Origin of the sequence: Arthrobacter sp. NicSoilB8 (assembly GCF_019977355.1) — a bacterium.
Classification (GTDB): Bacteria; Actinomycetota; Actinomycetes; order Actinomycetales; family Micrococcaceae; genus Arthrobacter.
The window spans coordinates 3,778,647-3,797,552 of sequence record NZ_AP024655.1 but is presented as its reverse complement, the minus strand read 5'-3'; the positions used below and the strand labels follow the sequence as shown (position 1 = coordinate 3,797,552).

The window sequence follows — 18,906 nt, the reverse complement described above, 5'->3', positions numbered from 1 at the left end:
GACTGGTGCGGGCGGGTGGGCATTTGTCCATGTCAGCCGACATTGACAGTCTTTTCTGCTCTACTAGTGATACATGCATCTTTATGATTCGATTCACCCCTGGAGAGGAAGTCAGGTGCGGAGCATGGGAGCCCGCCACTGGATGCCATGATCCGGTGTTACAAGTTTCGGATGTACCCGACATCGGAGCAGGGGGACCTGCTCCGGCAGATGCTAGACGATCACCGCTTCCTCTATAACGCCGCGCTGGAGGACCGCAGGTACATGTGGAAGCGGTACCGTGTGCGGATTAACTTCGCCGCCCAGTCCGCCCAGCTGAAGGAGATCCGGGCCGCCGATCCGAACTACGCCCGCTGGTCCCATGCCTCCGAGGACCAGACCCTCCGTCGGCTGGACCGGGCCTACCAGAACTTTTTACGCCGGATCAAGGCAGGCGAGAAGAAGCCGGGCTATCCGCGGTTCAAGGGTGCCGGCTATTTCGATACGGTGGACCACCGCAACGGCTACGGGGCCAAGTGGGACTCCGTAGCCCATTCGCCGCAGACCCGGGTCAAAATCCAGGGCATCGGACACATCAAGGTGAAGAAGCACCGCCCGGTCGAGGGCAGGCGGGTGACCAGGATTGCCGTCAAGCGGGAGGGCCGGCACTGGTACGTGATCCTTGCCGCCGAGCAGGACCTTCCGGCACCCCTGCCCAAAACCGGCGCCATCGTCGGGATCGACCTGGCCACCGGAGACAACGGGCTGGCCTACACGTCACTGGGGGAGCGGATCGACAACCCCGCCTACGGCAAGGCCTCGCTGGAGAAGCTCGCTGACGCCCAGCGGGCACTGTCCCGCACCCGGAAGGGATCCAACCGCCGACGCAAGGCCCGGGAGAGGGTTGCCGCCGTGCACCGGAAGGTGAACAACCAGAGATACGACCACCTCCACAAGGTGGCACGCCGGCTCGTGGACGCCTACGACGTCATCGTGGCCGAAGATCAGAACACCGCCGGCATGACCCGGCGGGCAGCTCCCCGCCCCGATGGGGCCGGAGGCTATGAACCGAACGGAGGGAGCGCAAAGACCGGACTCAACCGGTCAATCCTCGATGCGGGATGGGGAATGCTGCTTGGAATAATACGTGTCAAGGCTGAGAGCGCCGGGCGTGAATTCATCCAGGTCAACCCCGCCTACACCTCCCAGACCTGCAGTGAGTGCGGGCACCGGGAGGCGGCCAACCGGAATGGCAAGGTATTCCACTGCCTTTCGTGCGGGCATGAGGACGACGCCGACCATAACGCGGCGGTCAATATTTACAGGGCCGGGCTGGTCCTGCGGGGCACTGCGGAAACCGTGCCCCGAGAAGCCTTCGCGCAGCTTGCGGTCACATCTACCTCGTAGAGTGGCGGCGGGTGGCCACATGCACTTGACCCAGAGGGGCATAGGCATATAGATCACAGCCGTCGGAGTGGCGCACCTTCACGGTCACCACCGCAAAGGTGTGCCACCGGCACAAGGGCAAGCCACGGCATCTGTTCATATGCCATGCCATTACATACCTCCTTCTCCCGTCAACAAATGGTCGGCCCGCTCCCCGTCCGGTGCTGATTGTCGGGCCCTCCATGGCGGGCAAATCGCGACTGGCCGCCGAGGCCGTACACCGGACCCATCCCCGGCGGTCGACGCTGATCCCGATTACAGGCAAGGACCTCATCGAACTCCAGGACCAGGCCAGCATCGAGGGCTGCCTGGTCTGGCTTGAAGATCTGGAGCAGTTCCTGACTGCGGGGCTCACCCGGGAGCGGGCACGCAGGCTGGTCAGTGCCGGCAACATCCTGGTGGCGACCATTCGCACCACTGAACGCGCAAAATTCGATGTCACGGATCAAATCAAGCCCCCTGGCTGGGACGTGCTCGATGTTTTCCACGAACTCAGGCTCGATGCCCGGCTCAGCAGAACGGAAACGGCGCTGATGGACCGCAGCAGTTACGCCGCACTCCGGGAGCGGATAAGTGTTTGCGGCTTGGCCGCCTATCTGGGCGGCGCTCCCAAAGCCTGGGAGCACTTTGAGAACTGGGAAGAAACTAACCCGCTGGGATGGGCGCGTATCAGGGCCGCTGCGGACTGGTACCGGGTCACGCTAGACCCTGTCCCGGACGCGGTCCTCGAGACGGTGGCCCCGGCCTACCTGCCCGACGAACACCGGTACGACACCTTTAATCGCGACAAGGAAATCCAGTGGGCGTCGGGATTGCTGAACGATACTGTGTGGCTGCTTATTCCCGCACCCGGCAAGTCCTGGCGCGTATTCGATTACATCCAGGACCGGATCACTAATGCCGGAGAGCCCATCCGGACGGAAATCTGGGCGGCCCTCACACCCGGAGCCCTCACACCCCGGGCCGCCCTCCAGGCGGGCACTGCCGCCCATATGAATGGAAGAAACGAAACGGCCACAGACCTCTTACGGCAGGCCTTGGGCAGTGGTGACGGCCAAACAGCCGCCCTGGCCGCGAACAACCTGGGTGTGCTCCGGGAGGAGATCGGGGACATGAAAGGGGCCGAGGGCTTCTACCGGCAGGCCCTGGACAGCGGGGACCGCCAGGCAGCCGCCTGGGCCGCATACGGCCTGGGTGCGCTCCAAATTGAGGCCGGAGACTGAATGAGGCGAGTTTTTACACCCGAATAGCAAAAATGTTGAGGCTGAAACTGTGACGGCTAAGGCCCCATTTTGCGGCAGGTGAACCGCAATCTCGAAATTGCATCGGCATAGTCAGCGGTGGCCATTCCCGCCTGCGCAGATGGTGACCTCCTTCGCCTGTGCGTCTGACGGGGACAACTGCGCTGGTGCAGGGATAGATTTCACACACCTCAGCAACGCTATCCTCCCCTGGGTCCTTGCGACTTGCAACGGGATTGTCCTGATTTATTGACCGTTGCTTGCCTTCCATGGAATAGCGGCATGATCGCCGGCTGGTCCGACTCTCATGGCTTGGCTGTGGCGCTGTAAGCCCCGAGGTCCACCATGTGGAGAACGTGCTCTACGTGACGCGCCAGAGAGGAGAACTGCCTAACCATCTTCGGGCTGCGACCGGCATCAGGCCGGGAGCGGCCCAGGAGCACGGGCACGACGCCGAGGCACACAAATGCCGGCAGGGGGCCGGCGCGGGGCGCCAGACCTCGGGCGGCCGAGGCAAACGGGTCAGCCGGGGCTGGAAATCGGCGCCGGCCGACATCGATCAGCGCCACACCCGCGGCCAACGCCGCGAGGCCATCAGGGCCATCTGCCGGGCCGCATCGGCGCCGTCCTCCGCCTCAAGTTGGTCGGCAGAGCGCGAGTACATCGGACATCGGCAAGCGGGCAGCCGCTGGCTTCGGCTGCGTCGAAGCATGCGGCGAGCTCGCCCCCACACGAGCACGTCCCGGCGCCCGGACGCTCGCGTGTCAACGTCGTCCCGTTGTGGAAGCGCCTCCCGTTGGCCCGGTGGAGGAAGTGGCGTGGCCTCTCCGCCATGAACCTGTCCTGAGTCCAGGCCAGCATCCCTCCCAGGGTGGCTGCAGGACTCGGCCGCACAGACACCGCCGAGTCCTGCAATCCTGCTTTGGAAGTTGGCGCACCAGCGTCTCTTGCGACGAGGCGCTGGCGATCGCGGCTCACCTACGTCTCTCCAACGTCGCTACTACGCCTCATGACTCACCTGCGTCTCTTGGCACGGGGGCGTCGTGCCGGCCAACGTCATCTTGGCAGGCGTCCCCGTGAGACTTTCCAGCATCGCGTACGGCCAGCGCCTCTGCTGCGCCCCTCTATACGGCGGCAGTCGGTCCGAGCCGTTTCGGCTGGGACGTCGTGGTGGTGGCTGCCCGGGTTACGAGGGAGCCCGGCATCCTGGGACTTCTATGCGTGAAGTGCAATAGTGGCCCTTGACTGCCGCAGTTGCATGGAGTTGGCCAAATGCGGGCGGCGTCGTGCCTCATGGTGGACGCAGGCATAATGATCGCTACAGAAAAGCGTCCAACCCGTCGCTGGACCATGCGCTCACGGACGCTACAGGCCATTCCGGTAGCATTCGCATATGCAGACGGAACGGAAGCTCTGCCCTTGGCGATCAGCAGCCAAAGCACACGAGAAGGCCAACGATCTCGGTCCTTTGGACGCGGTCGAGCCGGAATTCCGCCGCGCACATGACAATTCGCCGAAGGTCGGTCCCGGCCAAGTTTACGTCACCCGGACGGGCGAAGCCCCCACCGGGCCTGGTGCTTGACCGTCGGAACTGTCTGGGAGCGCAACCCGGACGGAATCCTCGTCATAGCAGACACCGGCATCGGTGCCCGCCGGCGCTGCGAATCCTGCAATGTGCCGTTGCAGGCCTAACTCGGTCAACGACTCCACGCCAGCCAGTCGCGCGCTCATCGAGCGCCTGAACAGCAGTTCCGCAACGCAACCCTTGTGGCTGCTTGCGTGCATGATGGGCGGCTCGGGACTGGGGCGCTACGGGTATCTTGGGACAAATATCCGCGACGTCGACGCCGATTTCGATGCCCACATCATCGTCGAGATGAGGGACACAGGCGGGGCATGAGATGACCGGCGGCCCTAAGGTGCGCCCGGACGCGGACCTTTTCCGGGGACCATCAGGCCATGCCTGCCGCCGGATGGAGTGGCGAGGCGTCGAACGGGTGGGGGGTGGCCCCACCCGGCCTGCTTTCCCCGCCCGCGCGTGATAGCGGCCGGAATTGCGAACGGGTTCAGAAGTTCGCATATCGAACAAATGTGGACCGGCCGGACGAGAAGACCCGCCCCTTGCTCGAGAGGAGCAGAGGGGACGGGTGTCCATCCGTATTAGCGGGAGTTGCTCCGGAGGAACTTGATTAGGATCACGACGAGCCAGAGGCCACCGGTGAGCAGTGTCAGGATGACGTCGAGCAGCAAGCTGCCGAATCCGTAGGACTTTTTGCGTGCCAAGGTTCCCCCTCTTAGTGCGCCGGACTCCCCGGCGCCAGAAGGCTACTGGATTTCCCAGGGCTTGGCGACTCGGTGCCGCTTCCGGACCGCGGAGAGCCCCAATATGTCCCGGCGCTTGTAAACGGACGCCAAAGACCGGCCGCCCATCGCCTCGGCAATGGCCACACAGCTCTCGCCAGCGATACTCTCCCGCAGGTTCTTGTCACCCTCGACGAACCACTAGCGCTTGCTGTTGTGTTGCAGTTCGAGGGGTGGCCGGGGCGCAGGGACTCCTATGCCGCGCTGGATTCGGTCGAGTCATCCGGCGCCCCAGGGGCATCATGTGGTCCGGACAGATGAGCCGGAGAGCGGCAAGGACAGCATGATTCTGGCCCCTGAGGCTGAACGCCTCCGCCGCCGGTCGACCGGCGCGGCCGCGCTCCTTTGTGGACCCCCGAGCCGGCGGGGCAAGCCTAACCGAGCTGGTCCAGCTTGGACCTCAGGCGGCCATACACATCGCCTTCCGCTGAGGCCGGCCGCGGCGCCGACGCGCTGTCGGTCTCCGCACCGAGCTGCTCCGGCCTGGCTCTCAATTGGGCAGAGACGTCATCCATTGAGACCGGCTGCGGCTTCGGCTGACGCTCCGCACGCGCCTCGGCGCTCTTGAAGATTTCGTCGAAGGCATGGTCCCACTCGTCCTTGTCCTGTCCGACGGCCCACTTGTGGGTCCCGTCCCACTTCCTCCAGTACACCGGCGGGGCTGGTTCCTTGGGCTTCTCCGCCGCCGGCTTCGGCGCCTTTGGCGGCTGCACCACTGGCACCGGCTTCGGCTCCACCTTGGCGCTGGCGCGGCGGACCGCGATGTAGCAGGCCGTGAGCGCCACGAGGCCGATGATGATCAAGAAGAACCACCAGAAATAGTAGACAACGGCAGCCGCAACGAGAAACGCCCAGGGCCCCACCCCGACGAGCCCTGCGGCGGAACTACCTTTCTTCCTGGCCATTTCCCCACCTTCAGCGAAGTTGACGAATGGCGTCATCTTCTCACCCTGGGCCAAAGAAAAACAGATCCGCTGGACATTAATCCGGCTCCGCAATCATGCTCATGCCACTGCCGGAAGGTAGCCCTTGACGACCGTCCGCTACCTGTTGCTTTTATGGGGGTAGGCGGGTGAATTAGCCCTTCAGGGCTGCAGTTGTGGGAGCGGCGATCGGCTCAGTGCCGCACATGGGCCGTACTCGGGGAGGAAGTGGCATACGCCATCGGGGCGCGGAGTACTCGGTGGTGGCAAAACCGCCACCGGATGGCGGCAGAGTCATCGGCGCTCGGGGCCTCGGCCTCGGGGCCCAGGGGGCTTGCGAATGGGCCCGGTTATGGAAACTGCACGCCGTGATCCAGCGGCCTCATCTCAGCATGGGCATGAACAATGCCTCCCACGTCATGCGTCCGACCGGCTTCACGCGCTCCTTCACTGCCGGCCAACAACCCGTCGGTGGCCCTTTTGATGGCGCTGTCAGCCGACAAGGGACATCGGGTGCCCTGCGCCAGCACCGTTGTCAGAAATTCCTCGCACAGGGCCTGTTGTGTATCTTTGGCCCGTATCTCGGCGGAGAAGTGCTCGCCGTGATCGGGATGAAACGGGTCGCAGCCCGGTCGGCGGTACTGACATCACCTCGGCTGGGGCCCTCCGAGCATCATTATCTTGGAAGCGCGATCGTGTACGTGACCGAGCCATGGCGTGCCCGGAATCGTGCTGGCAACATCCATGTGGGAAGCGGCAACGGCTTGCCCGAAGGGCCGGAAGAGTCCCGCCCGACTCTTCGGTCCGCAGTAGTTCAACAGCGCGCCCCCACGGGCGCAATTATTGACGCTGTCAGGCGGGAACGGAATTCCGGGCGCTCCCACCAGTACCGTTGCCAGAAATTCCTCACCAGGGGCCGCTACTTGCCCATCCCGGGGCGCACCGAGGAAGAGAACCCGGCTCCACGCCGCGGAGAGTAGGAGCGCCACAACCCCGGCTTGTCGGTCGGGAAGTCGTCGACTTTCGGCTGGCACTCGTGACACGGCGGATTGATCTGGGAGAACCCCCGCTGGTGGCCAAAGGACGCTTGGGCCGCGCAGACGCGGCACAGGCCAAGGCGTTCATAGTGACGCTTAGTGCTATCGAAGATCCTCGCCTGGCGAAGCGTTTCAGGAGGGTCTTGGGCGCGCCGGGACATGGAATCTTTCATGGCGACCTCGGTTTCTTGTCGTCGGGTTGGTTGAAATCGGCACAGGGCAAGGCAATAAATCGTTGAGTTACGCGGAGCTTGCTCCGCCCTTCGGGCTGCGCTGCGCTCCGCTTCCCTGGACCAGCCGAATCTTTAATCCGGTTTCGGGGCGGTCCCACTCCCGCCGATGGCCTTGCCCCACGGCAAGGTCATCGCTCTCCTTGACCAGGCAGCAGTTGGCCCGGGACGGTGGGGTCTGGTCCCGGCCTATCTTCGGGAAGGAGAGGCCTTGCCCTAAGGCAAGGTCACCGGTCTCCGCCACTGTGGGGCGTCGAACGTAGTCCCGGGAGAGGTGCAGGTCTACTGAGGTAGACCACCGCAACGAGGTCTGCAGACCCCGCCTTTGCCGGTAATGGACTTCGCCGCCCGTCAGGGGCGTCGAAGCCGTGAGGTAGATCAATTGAGGTAGTTCCAATTGGGTAGAACTTTTTAGGTAGTTCTACCCAAGGTAGAAAGGTGAGGTAGTTAGGCAGCGGAATTTCCGGGGTCCGGGGAACGAAATCCCGGGGCAGGAGTAGAGCGACTGTCCCGGGGTACCCCGGGAGCTTTTGGCAGCCACCGGGGTGGATGTCTCGGGCTACTTGATGCGGTCCTACGGGGTGATGTCAGGGCCGTTTGTGAGGGTCGCCCGCTTCGCCCGTTCCTGCTCAACCCAGTCCCATATCGGCATTTCCGTCACCGTGCCGGCGATCTGCGAGTTCGCCGGTTCTTCGACGATGGGAACCGTGATGGTGTAGATGATTGACCTGTTGTATTGTCGGTCTTTGCGCAGGTAGCCCTCTGCCTCGGCGACCCCTGTGTGCGTTGAAACGGTGGCCTCGGAGAACCCCGTGGCCTTTGCGAGCGTTGCAACCGTCAGATAGGCAATACCGGTGTTGTTGTTGGCGTAGGTGGCCAACGCCCAGCAGACAGCCCTGACCCCGGTCGGCAGATCGGACTCCCGAATCGCCTTCGAGTACTGCAACGGGCGCGACGACATGCTCGGAACCGTCGTCACAGTTCCTGCTCCGGCAGAAACAGTGACCACCCGCGGGACTTGTTGTAGCGGGTGCCCTGGAAACGGCCCAGGTAGCCAGCCGTCTGGAGTTCACGGATGCTTTCGAACACCCCGAAGTCAGTCCTCTGGCGGCCGAGCGAGACATTCACCCGCTGCCAGTTGGTGAAGGCCACGCGGCCGAGGGTGACGGACCGGGCCAGGACGGTTGCCACCATGAAGGCCTCAGGCGACAGTTGGCTGTCGCCGCCGACAACTTCGAGCCAGCGGTCCAGGAAGGGGTTCACCGCCGCGAACGCGGAGTTGTTGCCGCCGAGATCATCGGCAGTCGGTGACTCGGTTGTCTGCGCAGGGCCTGCCGCAAACGGCGGTTCGGTCAGAGGGGACATAGGTACCTCCAGTAGATAGTGGCTCGAAAGGTTTGACGCAGGCGGGCAGGGCCCGGTCGAGGAAGACGTGTGGTGATTTCGAGAGGATGGACGGACCATCCGCCGTTGGTGCAAGAGAGAGAGTTCCGGCCTTGGGCGGGCAGCTGGAAGCCGGTTGCACTCTCGGGTAAGCGGCGCGAGGGGGCGGTATCGGCCTTCTCGGTGCGTTCCGGGGGACCGCCGCCGGCCCTGCCCGGAGGCGTGCCACGGCCTCCGGGCAGGCCGCCCCGTCCGCTTGCTTACCGCGTGATTTCCTGCTGGCGCATCCAGTGCTCCACGTCTGACAAGCGGTAGACAATCTTCGACCCCACCCGCAGACGCTTGGGGCCGTCGGTCAGGTGGGTGGCAAGAAACTTCTCGCTCACGCCCATGAATTTCGCAGTGGTGCGACGGGTCATGTACAGGGACTGGCTAAGCTGCTGTGCCTTTTCGACACTGGCGTTGTCATGAACGGGGGTGACGGACAAGGAATCTCCAGACGGTTTGGCTGTCGGCTGAAGGCCGACCGGCGACGTGCACGTTGAATGCGAATAGGGCAGGCGTCATTGCGGTACATGACGGAATCAGGGAAGGGGGAGCGGCTCCCCGCGGCGGGAATTGAACAGATACTCGGTGGCTCCGGGACCTGCGGAGGGCCTTGGAGAAGGCCCGATATGAATATTGTGTTGAGAAAAAGTCATTTTTGGAGCTCGAGAATGCGCGACTTTCTGGCCACTCTTGCGGCATGGCAATCAACAAGCTTGCGAACGGGAAGTACCAGCACGACTACCGTGTCGACGGCAAGCGGAGATACAAGCGCTTTAGGACGAAGGGGGAAGCGCAGGCGCACGAGCTGCAGATCAACACCGCGAAGGCTGGCGGCACCCTCGTGGACACCCGAAAGGGCGGCAGGATGCGCTTTCACGACCTCCACGAAGAATGGATAGCCCGTATTGAAAAGGTCGGGGCGAGGGGCATGCGACCCGCATCGCCAGTCACAGTGGCAGGGTATAAGCGGATTTATGAAACACACATGAAGCCCCACCTGGAGCACGGGCCCTTGCCACCATCACGCTTACGGTCATCAATGAGTGGCTGAAAACGTTCGCCACGGACGATGCCCGCCAGCGTTCATACCGCCAGCTCGGGCGGATGCTCGAATACGCCGTGGGCAGTGGATACCTGCCTGCCAATCCCGCCCGCAACGCAACAATCAATAACGTGCCAAAGCCGGAACCGATCCGGGAGCCTGCCGCGCTGACGGTTTCGCAGCTGAAAGCCCTGGCCGCTCAGGCAGCAACCGGAGGGCGGTACTGGAGGACCCCCCACGACGCATACGGGCTGCTGATCTTGTTCGCCGGCACGACCGGCCTGCGGTGGTCCGAGATTGCCGGTCTCAAAGTTGACGCGCTGACGTTCGGTGCCGCGCCCCAGGTTATTGCTCGGACAGCCTTGGTTTCCGTGGACGGGCACCTGCAACTCAGGGGAACCACAAAGGGCCGCAAGCCCCGGGGGATTCCCATCCCGGCATCGGTGGCCGAGTTGCTGAAGATCCACGTCGACGGAATGCGGCCGGAAAACCTCGTGTTCACATCGCCGCCCGGCGGCGCGTTAAGGTCATCCAACTTCGCGCGCCGAACACTGCACCCCGCCATCGCGCGGTGCCAGGAAACGGACCCCGCCTTTCCTTCGATCGTGTTCCACGACCTGCGGAGAACGGCAGTCACACTGTGGGTTAGCGAGCGCTCCAACATCAAGACCGTCCAGCAGATCGCCGGTCACAGCTCCGCTGTGACCACACTGGACGTGTATGCCCAGCTACTGGCGGACGACGCGCAGGCGTCCGCCAGGGCCGTGGACGGCCTGCTGAATCGAGCCTTGCCCTAGTTGAACGGGTGGTCGGTAGTCAGTCGCCGTAAACCACATGGCTGCCAAATGGCTGCATGCCATGCCATAAAGCCTTCAGGGATAACGTTTTACAGCACGACTCATAATCGTGAGGTCGGGAGATCGAGCCTCCCCACCGCTACCAGATAAGACCCCCGGAATCCTTGAGATTCCGGGGGTCTTTCTGGTTAATCCGTGTCTTGGGGCAGGGGGATATGCCCCGGCTGTTCCCAGGAAATTCTGTGCTGGGCAGCATCGGGCATCTGGAGGCTCTCGCAAGCCATATTTGTGCTTCCGTGGCGGCATGTTGATACTTCCAAGCCCCCAGGACTCCCAAGACTCCCAGGACTCCCAGGGAGCCATGGGAATGCCCTGATACGCCGGTCGTGTGGTTTCGTGCTGCGTTGCGTTCGGGCAGAGCCGCGCGCGTTGCATACTGTTCGGATCATGGGACGAACTTGGGCGGGGTTTGGGAAGAAGCGGACACCTCACGATGTGTGGTCAGACTGGAAGGCTGCGGATGAGGCCGGGGACGCCGGCCTCGCGGCAGTGCTGGCCTCCGAGCTGCTGGAGCTGACTCCGGAGTCCTATTACAGCTGGTTTCAAGCCGGTCTGCTGTCCAAAGCCCTTGGCAACTGGCCGGAAAGCCTGAACCGCAACACGCGGGCGCTGAAACTCTTCACTCCGAAGGATGCTGAAGAGTTCAACGGAGCCAATCCTGCCGCCTGGAACCTGGGCATCGCATCCACAGCACTCGGTGACTGGGCCACCGCCAGGCACGCGTGGGTCGCGTACGGACTGGACCAATTTCGGGCCGACTCCGGGCCCATCGACGTCGACTGCGGCATGGCTCCCGTTCGGCTGAATCCCGACCGGCCCAGCCTTCCTCACCAAGTGCTATTTGGGGCCGGGAACACTGAAGTGGTCTGGTGCTGGCGCCGGAGCCCGGCCCATGCAGTCATTGCAAGCGTTCCCATGCCGGAGTCCGGCCATCGGTTCCGGGATACTGTCCTGCACGACGGCGAACCCAAAGGGACCCGACGACTCGACGGACAGGAGGTGTCGGTCTTCGACGAGCTGGGACGTCTCAAAGAATCCGGCCTGCCGACATGGCAGGCACAGATAGTCGGTGCGACCGGCGACGATGTCCAGGCACTGGCGGCCCTCCTTGGACAGCGGGGGCTCGGACTCGACGATTGGTCCGGGATCCGGTTGATGTGCTCGAAATGCTCGCACGGTGCACCCCAGGATGGACACGACCACATGCCCACAACGTCGGATGATGCGCAACGACTTGGACTCGCCGGCCACGAATCCGACCTCGTCGACGTGATAAAGACATGGCTGGCCGGCAGGCGTGGAATCGACGTGCACAACCTCGACCTGCTCTGGTAATCCCGAGATGCCTGCGCCCTGACCTGCGCAAACATTGCCTACGGCGGTGTCTGGCACTATGCTCGGCGACGGGGGAGCCGGGGAACCGGCTCAAAGACTTGGGGGAACAATTGAAGAACAGGGCCATCCGCCTCGGCATCGCCGGGGCACTTACCGCGCTCTCGCTTGCCGCGCTGTCGCTTGCCGGCCCCGCCGGTCCGGCCCAGGCCGATGAACTCATGCATGCCATTCCGCCGGCACCGGCCGATCCCTGCGGCCCGGTGGCCGACTTCGTCAGATTCTGCACGGCGCCGGACGGGCATCGCTACCCGGTTACGGTCAGCGGCGCCGTGGTGCCCGGCAAAGACGGAACCCCCGGCATCGGCGGTGCCCTCCAGATCGGCAGTACCCTGACCGTGGTTGACGGGAGCTGGGACCCCACGGACGCGATGCTCACGCACCAGTGGCTGCGCGACGATGTGCCCGTCCCGGGCGCCACCGGCCCCACCTACCTGCTCACCACGGCGGACCTCGACAAGGGCATCCGGGTCGACACCACGGCAACAGCCCCGGGCTATGCAAGGACGACCCTGCAGTCCGCTAAAACCACCCCTGTCACGAATGCCGGCGCCGCCGTCCCGTCTCTCGTTGCGGAGAACGTTTATTTCGGTACACCGAGCGACAACCCGGATATGCCCGGCGTGCTCGTGTACGGCGGGGGAATTTTTAAGGGCGCTCCGGACGTCCACCGCCAGTACCAGTGGCTCCGCGACGGGAAGCCGATCCCGGGTGCCACCGCGCGCATGTTCGACGCGACGGGATGGGGTCCGACGGGGCTGCTCAGCGTCCGTGTCACCGGCCACGCTCCAGGGTTCAATCCGGCCACCGGGACCTCCAAAGCGGAAAACGTCTCTAACTACAACCCCACTCCCGCCACCGTCGTCACCGGCGGCACCGGCCTGGGGGACGTCCTCACCGGCACCGATGATGTTCCCTGGTCTTTCAAACCGTTCGAACATCACTTCAGATGGCTGCGCGACGGCGTCGCGATTGCCGGAGCCACCGCGCTGACCTACAAGATCACGGCCCAGGACCAGGGTCACACCCTGGTCCTGAGAACCGACGAACTTGGATTCGACGGCACCCATCCCTACTCCAACCGGGTAGTTGTGCCGGCGGCCGCGGGGGTGGAGCTGAAGCAACTGACGAACGTCACCAAGCCGGTCGTGACCGGGACCGCCGTGACCGGCTCTGTGATGAAAGTGTCGGCCGGCACCTGGTCCGTACCGGCCGATACACTGAACGTCACCTTTGACTGGTTGATCCCAGGCCGGGAGAAACCGGTCAGCGGAGCGGCTTTCACCCCGGACCAGCCCCAAATTGGCAGGACCCTCTCCGTTCTCGTGACCGCCTCAGCCCCTGGTTACACCACAGCCTGGGTAGAAGTCACCGCACCCAAGCCCGTGACTGCGCGTGTGTCGACGCGGGCCATTAGCGGGACCCTGACCGTCGGGTCGAAGGTGACCTTGACTCCCGACCCCTGGTACGACCGGATCGAATCGGACCTACTGTGGCGGCGCGACGGCGTCCCGATCGCCGGAGCCTACGGCTGGAGCTACGTCCTGGCGAGGGCCGACGCCGGCAGGAAGCTCTCGGTCAGCGTGTCCCCGATTATGTCGGGCGGCATGTACCAGACGCTCAATGCTTCGGCGAGAGTGGCGGGCCTGCCCCTGGTTTCGGCCACGCCGACGATTGCCGGCACCGTCAAGGCCGGGAATGTCCTGACCGTGAAGCGGGGCACCTGGACCTGGGGCACTGCCTTCAAGTACCGCTGGCTGCGCAACGGCGTCCCGATCTCCGGAGCCTGGTATTCGACCTACAAGGTCCGGTCGGCCGACAAGGGCGCCAAGATCACCGTCCGCGTCACGGGCTCCAGGTTCGGCTACACGACCGTCTCCCGGACCAGCGGGGCGCGCATCGCGGGGTGACTCTGGCCGCTGACGCTGCGGATACCTCCTACCGATGAACCGAGACCCCCGGAATCCTTGAGATTCCGGGGGTCTCTGTGTCCCCAGGGGATTGAGGTCTGCCGAACGCCGACTCGTGGTTTCCCCGTCAGTTTTTCAGCGGATTACCCGATAGCGCACATGCGTGACGAGGCGGGTGCCGCTGACTTCCGTCGGTTCAAGCTTGAGGTTCGTGACACCGTCCAGCAGCCGCTCGCCCGCTCCCAATAGGATGGGCGCGATGTGGAGCCGCAGCTCGTCGATCAGCCCCGCCGAAAGGTATTGGCGGACGGTCTGCGCTCCTCCGGCAATGGCCACGTCCTTGTTGCCACCACTGGGCGGTCCGGGTCTTTCGGTTCCCGGTCGGCTGTGTGCCCTCCTGCAACGCGGGCCGTGACAACCCGCCTGTTTCGCCGTAGCTTTGCCTCACCTGACGGTTGGGGATAGCAGTGGACTTCTTGGGATCGATCATGGCCCCGTTCAGATGGCTGGTCTCGGCCGTGCTGGCGGGCTTCCATGACGGACTCAGCGCCCTCGGCATGCCGGCCGCCAGCGGCTGGACCTGGACCCTGTCCATCATCGGGCTCGTGCTGGTGATCCGTGCCGCCCTGATCCCGGTGTTTGTGAAGCAGGTCAAGGCCCAGCACCGGATGCGCCTCCTGCAGCCTGACCTGAAGAATCTGCAGGAGAAGTACAAAGGCAAAACCGATCCGCTGTCCCGCCAGGCCATGGCGCAGGAGCAGATGGCGCTGTACAAGAAGCACGGCACCAACCCGTTCTCGGCCTGCCTGCCCCTGCTGATCCAGATGCCGTTCTTCTTCGCCCTGTTCCAGGTGCTCTCGGGCATCAGCACCGCAGCAGGCCAGAATGAGGGCATCGGTGCCATGAACGCCGAGCAGGTCAGGCAGTTCGATGAATCCACCATTTTCGGTGCCCCGCTCTCGGCATCGCTGCTGCACGGGAGCACCGCCGGCGGCGATGGCAATGTGGCGGCGGTGTGGATCCTCTCCATCGTCATGATCCTGGTCATGACGGCCGCGCAGTTCATCACGCAGAAGCAGATCATGGCCAGGACCTTGTCCGAAGAGGCCCTGGCGAGTCCGCTCATGGCCCAGCAGAGGGTCATTCTTTACAGCCTGCCGGTCGTCTTCGGCGTGGGCGGCATCGTCTTCCCCCTCGGGGTCCTGATCTACTGGACCACCACCAACCTCTGGACCATGGGGCAGCAGTTCTTCATCAGGTGGGACAGAATGGGTCCATGACGCGCATCGCAATCATCGGCGGCCACGGCAAGGTGGCTTTGGAACTGTCCAGGATCCTCGCGGCGGACGGGCAGGAGGTCACGTCCTTCATCCGCAACCCGGACCACGCGGCCGACGTCGCCGCCACCGGCGCCACGCCTTCGCTCCTGGACGTGGAGAACTCGACGACGGCGGAGATCGCCGATGCCCTGCGGAACCACGACGCCGTGGTGTGGTCCGCCGGGGCAGGCGGCGGCAGCCCAGAGCGGACCTACGCCGTGGACCGGGACGCCGCGATCCGCTCCATGGACGCGGCGGCGGAGGCCGGCGTCGGACGCTATGTCATGGTGTCCTACTTCGGCGCGGGACCCGACCACGGTGTCCCCGCGGACCATGGCTTCTACGCCTATGCCGAGGCGAAGGCCGCCGCGGACGCCTACCTGCGCCGCTCGGGCCTTGACTGGACCATCCTGGGCCCGGGGAGCCTCACGGACGGGCCCGGCAACGGGCTGATCGACGTCGACCCCGCCGACGCGTCGGACGGCACGGACACCGCCCGCCCCAACGTCGCCCTCGTGGCGGCCGCGGTCCTTGGCCTGCCGGACACGATCGGGCGCACCATCGAGTTCCGGGACGGCACCCTGCCGCTCGCCGCGGCCCTGCAGCGGTAGGCCCAGTCCGTGGACCTGGGGCCTTTGTTCCAGGACCGGCAGCCAGCCGCTGACCTCGATAGGGTAGTGGGGGCGGTCCGTGCATCCATCCGGGATGCCCGCGGCGCCCCCGGGGAAAGCAGGCGCATGGACCAGTTGGCACTCATCGTTGGATTGCTGCTGGCCACCGTGGTGGCCGTGGGCCTGGGGGACCGGCTCAGACTGCCCTACCCCGTACTGATGCTGCTCCTCGCTGTCGCCCTGACGTTCATCCCGGGCTTCCCGGAAGTGCAGATCGCGCCCGAGCTGATTCTGCCCATCTTCCTTCCGCCGCTGCTCTTCGCGACGGCCCAGCGCAGCTCCTGGGCCGTCTTCCGCGTCCGCTGGCGCACCTTGCTCATGCTCGCCGTCGCGCTCGTGGTGGTCTCGACTGCGGTGGTCGCCGGCGCGGCCTGGCTCATGATCCCGGGTATCGGCATCCCGGCCGCGATCGCCCTGGGGGCCATGGTGGCCCCGCCGGACCCCGTGGCCGTGGACTCAATCGCCAGCCGTGTCCACATGCCCCGGCGCCTCATCAACGTGCTCCAAAGCGAGGGCCTCTTCAACGACGCCGCCGCCATCGTCATCTTCCAGGCGGCCGTGGCCGCCGCGGTGGCCGGCACCAAGATCGCCTCCGACGTCGTCCTCCAGTTCGTCCTGGGCGCAGCGATCGCCGTGCTGGTCGGGATCGGCATGGGCTGGCTCACGAGCCTGATCACCCGCCTCGTGGCCTCCATGGTGGCCCGCAGCGCGGTGACCCTCGTGGTGCCGTTCGCCGCCTACATCCTGGCCGAGGAAGTGCATGCCTCCGGGGTGATCGCCGTCGTCGTCACCGCCCTGGAAATTCAGCGCCACTCCCGGCCGCAGGATGCCGCGGAGAGGGTCACCCGCACCGCGTTCTGGGACGTTGTGGAGCTGCTGATCACCGGCCTGGCGTTCGGGCTGGTGGGGCTCGAGGTGCGGCAGGTCATCCATGAGGAAGGCAGCGCCGTGTTCGGCATGATCGGCAGCGCCGCGGTGGTGTGCGTGCTGGTGTTCGCCGCGCGGTTCGCCTGGCTGGCCATGATGTCCGGCCTGTCGCGGGCCAGGAAGGACGTCCTGCGCCCCACCTCGGCGAAGGACGTGCTGATCCTGACCTGGTGCGGCATGCGGGGCCTGGCCACCCTGGCGCTGGCGCTGGCCCTGCCGCTGACAATTGCCGACGGCACGCCGTTCCCGGCCCGCAGCCAGCTGCTGGTGATCGCCTGCGCGGTCCTGCTCGCCACGCTCGTGCTGCCCGGGCTGACGCTGCCGTGGCTCATGCGGGTCCTGCAGGCCTCCGAGGACGGTTCGGAAGAGCGCGACGCGGCACGCGTGCTCGCCCGCCGCGCGCAGCAGGCAGCGATCGCCGCGCTCAAGGACAACGAGCTCATGAAGGAGCTGCCGGCGGAGAAGGTGGCGCTGGTGAAGGAGAAGATGACCCGGCTGCACGCCGAGCTGCTCGACGGGAGCCTGAAGAACGAGAGCGCGGGGGAGAAGCGCAAACGCGGCCGGGAACTGGCCATTGCCGTGCAGACGATCGCCCTGGACGCTGCCCGCCAGGAAGTCGTGGCGGCCCGGAACGAGCCGGGCATGGACCCGGAAGTCGCGGACCGGGTCCTGCGGCAGCTGGACCTGCGCACCATGATCATGCCGGAGTAGGCCAGGCCGGGAATCATGCCCAACCGGGATCATCCCGGGATGGCGTCACCCAGAACGTAGCGTCACCCAGAACTTGGCGCTCACGCGGAACGAGAGCTCACTCAGGCGCGGGCAGCGCCAGTTCCAGCGCATTGGCCTCGACGTAGTCCAGGGCGTGCCGGACCGCGCCGACCGTGACGATCGCGTCGCCCAACGGCGAGACCGTCACCCGCGGGGGAGTGGCGGTGAAACGGGGGAGCAGCGCCGTGATGCCCGGCAGCAGGGCTCCGGCGGACTCGGCGACGGCGCCGCCGATCACCACCTGCTCGGGATTGATCAGGCTCGCGATCGAGGCGATGACGCGCGTCATGCGCTCCGAAATCCGGTCCAGGATGGCCAGCGCGGCCGGGTCTCCCGCCGCCGCGTCCTCGAAGACCCGCGGCGCGCTGGCAGGGCCGCCGGCGGACGGTCCGCCGGCCGCCGCGGACCACTGCCTGGCCAAGGCCGCGATGCCGTCGCTGGAGCCAACTCCTTCCACCATGTCCAGATAGCCCATCTCGCCGGCGGCCCCGCCGCGGCCGTGGAGCAGGCGTCCGGATTCCATCACCCCGGCGCCCAGGCGTTCGCCCGCCAGGAGCACCACCAGATCGTCCACGCCCGCACCGGAACCCCGCCAGCGTTCACCGAGCGCGGCCAGGTTGGCGTCGTTCTCCAGAAGCACCGTCCAGCCGTGCAGCTCCTTCAGCGCCGAGCGGAGCCCGACGTCGAACAGGCTCCAGAACCGCTGGGTCACCAGCACGTTCCCGTCCCGGTCCACCGGCGCGGCGATCCCGGCGCCGACCGCCAGGACCCGGCCCGGGTCTGTTCCCGCGGCCTCCAACGCCTGGCGGCAGGCGAGATCGACGACGCCGATCCGCTCCCGGGCGGGGATGTCCGCCGCACGGAAGCCCTCGCTGGAACGGCCGATCACGGTGCCGCGGAGGTCGGCCACAGCGGCGGTGGTGGTGGCGGCGCCGATGTCGAGGCCCAGCACCACGCCCGCCTCCCGGTTGAAGGCAAACCGCCGTGCAGGGCGGCCCTTCCGCGGAACCGGGGGCACGCCCAGCCCTGTGCCCTGCCCTGTTTGGGATTCGGTGCGGGGCTCCGTTCGGGGCTGGTCCAGCTCCACGATCCAGCCCCGGCCGATCAGGTCCTCGCACACGGCGATCACGGAGGCCCGGGTCAGTCCGGTCAGGGCCATCAGCTCGGTCCCGGTGGCAACATCGGCGCCCCGGATGTGGCCCAGCACCGCCTGGGCGTTGACCCGGCGCAGCAGCTGCGGCGTGGCGGCGGCTGCGTGCGGCATCACTTCTTGACCTCTTCTGTTCCCGGACCCATAATTGTTCAGGCAATATATTTAGCTTGTATCTAAAATACCAGAAGCTCTCTCCCGGCCCCGAAGGATCATCCC

At 65.4% G+C, this 18,906-nt stretch carries 14 protein-coding genes, 1 tRNA gene and 2 pseudogenes; 10 read left to right on the top strand and 7 right to left on the bottom strand.

Translation table 11 applies throughout. From position 1 onward, the window contains the following. Positions 1-171: 171 nt before the first annotated feature. Together LDO15_RS17120 and LDO15_RS17115 are read left to right on the top strand one after the other, a co-directional pair. Positions 172-1,386 carry a transposase gene (locus LDO15_RS17120; protein ID WP_263428242.1) on the top strand — a complete coding sequence of 405 codons (1,215 nt, stop codon included), beginning with the start codon at positions 172-174 and terminating at the stop codon, positions 1,384-1,386. A 221-nt stretch (positions 1,387-1,607) separates the two neighbouring features. Then, complete coding sequence (locus LDO15_RS17115) at positions 1,608-2,648, top strand: hypothetical protein (RefSeq protein WP_223980345.1); 1,041 nt, start codon at positions 1,608-1,610, stop codon at positions 2,646-2,648. A gap of 2,178 nt (positions 2,649-4,826) precedes the next feature. Here LDO15_RS17115 and LDO15_RS23415 read toward each other — a convergent pair. From LDO15_RS23415 to LDO15_RS17095, 5 genes are all read right to left on the bottom strand, one after another. Next, the gene (locus LDO15_RS23415; protein ID WP_263428241.1) at positions 4,827-4,949 is read right to left on the bottom strand and encodes a hypothetical protein; all 123 of its coding nucleotides are present in this window, start codon (positions 4,947-4,949) and stop codon (positions 4,827-4,829) included. 452 nt (positions 4,950-5,401) lie between these two features. After that, positions 5,402-5,932, bottom strand: coding sequence for a hypothetical protein (locus LDO15_RS17110; protein WP_223980342.1), 531 nt, complete (start codon positions 5,930-5,932; stop codon positions 5,402-5,404). Between the two features lie 1,859 nt (positions 5,933-7,791). Beyond that, the gene (locus LDO15_RS17105; RefSeq protein ID WP_223980340.1) at positions 7,792-8,178 is read right to left on the bottom strand and encodes a helix-turn-helix domain-containing protein; all 387 of its coding nucleotides are present in this window, start codon (positions 8,176-8,178) and stop codon (positions 7,792-7,794) included. A 14-nt stretch (positions 8,179-8,192) separates the two neighbouring features. After that, positions 8,193-8,582, bottom strand: coding sequence for a hypothetical protein (locus LDO15_RS17100; RefSeq protein ID WP_223980337.1), 390 nt, complete (start codon positions 8,580-8,582; stop codon positions 8,193-8,195). A 278-nt stretch (positions 8,583-8,860) separates the two neighbouring features. Next, a complete protein-coding gene (locus LDO15_RS17095; RefSeq protein ID WP_223980333.1) occupies positions 8,861-9,088 on the bottom strand; it encodes a helix-turn-helix domain-containing protein in 228 nt (75 codons plus the stop codon). Positions 9,089-9,345: 257 nt separating this feature from the next. Here LDO15_RS17095 and LDO15_RS17090 point away from each other — a divergent pair, with 257 nt between their 5' ends. The 5 genes from LDO15_RS17090 to LDO15_RS17070 all read left to right on the top strand — a co-directional run bounded on the left by LDO15_RS17090 (position 9,346) and on the right by LDO15_RS17070 (position 13,849). Continuing rightward, complete coding sequence (locus LDO15_RS17090) at positions 9,346-9,699, top strand: hypothetical protein (protein ID WP_223980331.1); 354 nt, start codon at positions 9,346-9,348, stop codon at positions 9,697-9,699. A gap of 53 nt (positions 9,700-9,752) precedes the next feature. Next, the gene (locus LDO15_RS17085; RefSeq protein ID WP_223980328.1) at positions 9,753-10,487 is read left to right on the top strand and encodes a site-specific integrase; all 735 of its coding nucleotides are present in this window, start codon (positions 9,753-9,755) and stop codon (positions 10,485-10,487) included. A 7-nt stretch (positions 10,488-10,494) separates the two neighbouring features. Beyond that, a tRNA-Met gene (locus LDO15_RS17080) sits at positions 10,495-10,632 on the top strand. 302 nt (positions 10,633-10,934) lie between these two features. Next, the gene (locus LDO15_RS17075) at positions 10,935-11,882 is read left to right on the top strand and encodes a tetratricopeptide repeat protein (protein ID WP_223980324.1); all 948 of its coding nucleotides are present in this window, start codon (positions 10,935-10,937) and stop codon (positions 11,880-11,882) included. 110 nt (positions 11,883-11,992) lie between these two features. Further along, positions 11,993-13,849, top strand: coding sequence for a hypothetical protein (locus LDO15_RS17070; protein ID WP_223980322.1), 1,857 nt, complete (start codon positions 11,993-11,995; stop codon positions 13,847-13,849). Positions 13,850-13,984: 135 nt separating this feature from the next. Here LDO15_RS17070 and LDO15_RS17065 read toward each other — a convergent pair. Next, positions 13,985-14,197: pseudogene (locus LDO15_RS17065) on the bottom strand (dihydrofolate reductase family protein); the annotation flags it as partial. Positions 14,198-14,316: 119 nt separating this feature from the next. Between LDO15_RS17065 and yidC the strand changes: the two are divergent. From yidC to LDO15_RS17050, 3 genes and pseudogenes are all read left to right on the top strand, one after another. Beyond that, positions 14,317-15,105: pseudogene (gene yidC, locus LDO15_RS17060) on the top strand (membrane protein insertase YidC); the annotation flags it as partial. Between the two features lie 20 nt (positions 15,106-15,125). Next, the gene (locus LDO15_RS17055) at positions 15,126-15,779 is read left to right on the top strand and encodes an SDR family oxidoreductase (RefSeq protein ID WP_223980320.1); all 654 of its coding nucleotides are present in this window, start codon (positions 15,126-15,128) and stop codon (positions 15,777-15,779) included. A gap of 126 nt (positions 15,780-15,905) precedes the next feature. Next, positions 15,906-17,477: a Na+/H+ antiporter gene (locus LDO15_RS17050; protein WP_223980318.1), complete on the top strand. Its 1,572-nt coding sequence runs from the start codon at positions 15,906-15,908 to the stop codon at positions 17,475-17,477. Between the two features lie 97 nt (positions 17,478-17,574). On the opposite strand, the gene LDO15_RS17045 is transcribed toward LDO15_RS17050, so the two are convergent. Further along, complete coding sequence (locus LDO15_RS17045; RefSeq protein WP_223987509.1) at positions 17,575-18,801, bottom strand: ROK family protein; 1,227 nt, start codon at positions 18,799-18,801, stop codon at positions 17,575-17,577. Positions 18,802-18,906 lie beyond the last annotated feature (105 nt).

Excerpts from the sequence above, each read along its gene's own strand:
- LDO15_RS17120 (WP_263428242.1), top strand. The coding sequence starts at position 172 with ATGTACCCGACATCGGAGCAGGGGGACCTGCTCCGGCAGATGCTAGAC.
- LDO15_RS17115 (WP_223980345.1), top strand. The coding sequence starts at position 1,608 with ATGGCGGGCAAATCGCGACTGGCCGCCGAGGCCGTACACCGGACCCAT.
- LDO15_RS17110 (WP_223980342.1), bottom strand. The coding sequence starts at position 5,932 with ATGGCCAGGAAGAAAGGTAGTTCCGCCGCAGGGCTCGTCGGGGTGGGG.
- LDO15_RS17105 (WP_223980340.1), bottom strand. The coding sequence starts at position 8,178 with ATGTCGTCGCGCCCGTTGCAGTACTCGAAGGCGATTCGGGAGTCCGAT.
- LDO15_RS17100 (WP_223980337.1), bottom strand. The coding sequence starts at position 8,582 with ATGTCCCCTCTGACCGAACCGCCGTTTGCGGCAGGCCCTGCGCAGACA.
- LDO15_RS17090 (WP_223980331.1), top strand. The coding sequence starts at position 9,346 with ATGGCAATCAACAAGCTTGCGAACGGGAAGTACCAGCACGACTACCGT.
- LDO15_RS17085 (WP_223980328.1), top strand. The coding sequence starts at position 9,753 with ATGCTCGAATACGCCGTGGGCAGTGGATACCTGCCTGCCAATCCCGCC.
- LDO15_RS17075 (WP_223980324.1), top strand. The coding sequence starts at position 10,935 with ATGGGACGAACTTGGGCGGGGTTTGGGAAGAAGCGGACACCTCACGAT.
- LDO15_RS17055 (WP_223980320.1), top strand. The coding sequence starts at position 15,126 with ATGACGCGCATCGCAATCATCGGCGGCCACGGCAAGGTGGCTTTGGAA.
- LDO15_RS17050 (WP_223980318.1), top strand. The coding sequence starts at position 15,906 with ATGGACCAGTTGGCACTCATCGTTGGATTGCTGCTGGCCACCGTGGTG.
- LDO15_RS17045 (WP_223987509.1), bottom strand. The coding sequence starts at position 18,801 with ATGCCGCACGCAGCCGCCGCCACGCCGCAGCTGCTGCGCCGGGTCAAC.